General features: G+C 64.0%; 1 protein-coding gene. It reads left to right on the plus strand.

From position 1 onward, the window contains the following. Positions 1–150: 150 nt before the first annotated feature. Positions 151–1,718 (plus strand): IS3 family transposase gene (locus BDO18943_RS42370; RefSeq protein WP_089454866.1). Its coding sequence is split into 2 segments (ribosomal slippage): positions 151–589 and positions 589–1,718, totalling 1,569 coding nucleotides; the frame shifts between segments, so codons are not numbered across the junction. Positions 1,719–1,748: the final 30 nt, after the last annotated feature.

The following is a 1,748-nucleotide window of genomic DNA, read 5'->3' on the forward strand; positions in this document are numbered from 1 at the left end:
CCCCCCGCGGCAAAATAGTTGTCGCCCCGATAGAAACTTGAATCTTTCCTGAATTCAAGTTTCGTAGATGGTGGTGGGTTGCCGTCGCCGAAGGCGACGGCCCCCTTGCCACCGATTTCCGCAACAAGGGGGCGATGATGAGAGAACAAGTTGGCTCGATACGGACAAGGTTTTAAGGACAGAGCGGTGGCGCGGTTGCTGCCGCCGGAGAGCGCCCCGCTGGAGGTGGTGGCTCGGGAGATTGGGGTGAGCACAGATACGTTGGAACGCTGGCGCGGTGAGGAACTGGCCAAGCCGGCGCGAGAACGCAGCTGGACGGCAGCGGCTCGGCTGGAGGCAGTCATTACCACGGCAGCCATGGACGAGGCCACCCGCAGCGCCTGGTGCCGCGAACACGGCGTGTATCCACAGCAACTACAGCAATGGCGTGACAGCGCAACGCAAGCGCTTGCCGAACCCGCGGAGAAGCGCGCCAGCCCGCAGCAGACCAAGGAAGACCGTCGGCGCATCAAGGAACTCGAGCGCGAGCTGCGCCGCAAGGACAAAGCGCTGGCTGAGACGGCAGCGCTGCTGGTGCTGTCAAAAAAAGTCGAGGCGATCTTCAACAAGAACAGAAGCGAGGACGAATGATCGGGCTCGAAGATCGCCAGACCCTGGCCCAGGACATTGAAGCGGCTCAACAGGCCGGTGCGCGGCTGGCGCAGGCCTGTGAGGTCGCCGGCATCGACGAGCGCAGCCTGCAGCGCTGGAAGGCCAACCATGGGCTCGTATCGGGTGATGGCAGACCCGGCGCGGTGCGGCCGACACCGGCCCACGCGCTGACACCCACCGAGCGCGAGCAGATTCTGCAGGTGGCCAACGAGCCGCGCTTTGCCGACATGCCCCCGGCGCGCATCGTCCCGATGCTGGCCGACGAAGGCGTGTATCTGGCCAGCGAATCGAGCTTCCAGCGCGTACTGCGCGAGCATGGGCAGAACCAGCACCGGGGCCGCGCCAAGGCACCGCGCAAGAGCCGCCCGCCAACCACGCATATCGCCACTGCACCGCGCCAGCTGTGGTGTTGGGACATGACGTACTTGCCTGCCGAGATCGTGGGGCGCTGGTTTTATTTGTACCTGATTCTGGACGTGTACAGCCGGAAGATCGTGGGCTTCGAAGTGCACGACAGTGACGACGCCGACCATGCGGCGCATCTGGTCAAGCGTACGGCGCTGGCCGAAGGCATCCATGCCATGGCGACCAGGCCGGTGCTGCACGGCGACAATGGCTCGACCCTCAAAGCCACGACTGTCCTGGCGATGTTGAACTGGCTGGGTGTCAAGCCTTCGTACTCGCGCCCGCGCGTGAGCGATGACAACGCCTACGTCGAAAGCCTGTTCCGCACGGCGAAGTACCGCCCCGAGTTCCCCGACAAGGGCTTTGCCAACCTCGATGAGGCTCGCCGCTGGGCTTCGCACTTCGTGCATTGGTACAACCATGATCACCGGCACAGTGGCATCCGCTACGTCAGTCCCGCCCAGCGTCATGCGGGTGAAGATGCCGCGATCCTTGCCGCCCGTCACGAGGTATATCTCCAGGCGCGAGAACGAAATCCGCGGCGCTGGTCGGGCGCCACCCGGAACTGGACGCCTATCGGCGCGGTAACACTGAACCCCGAGCGCGACTGCATCGTCAAAACGTATACGCGCTCGACCGATATAGAGCCATTGGCAGCATGACCGAGACGACAACTAGCTTGACTCGCGCCG

The organism is Burkholderia aenigmatica, from assembly GCF_902499175.1.
GTDB lineage: Bacteria > Pseudomonadota > Gammaproteobacteria > Burkholderiales > Burkholderiaceae > Burkholderia > Burkholderia aenigmatica.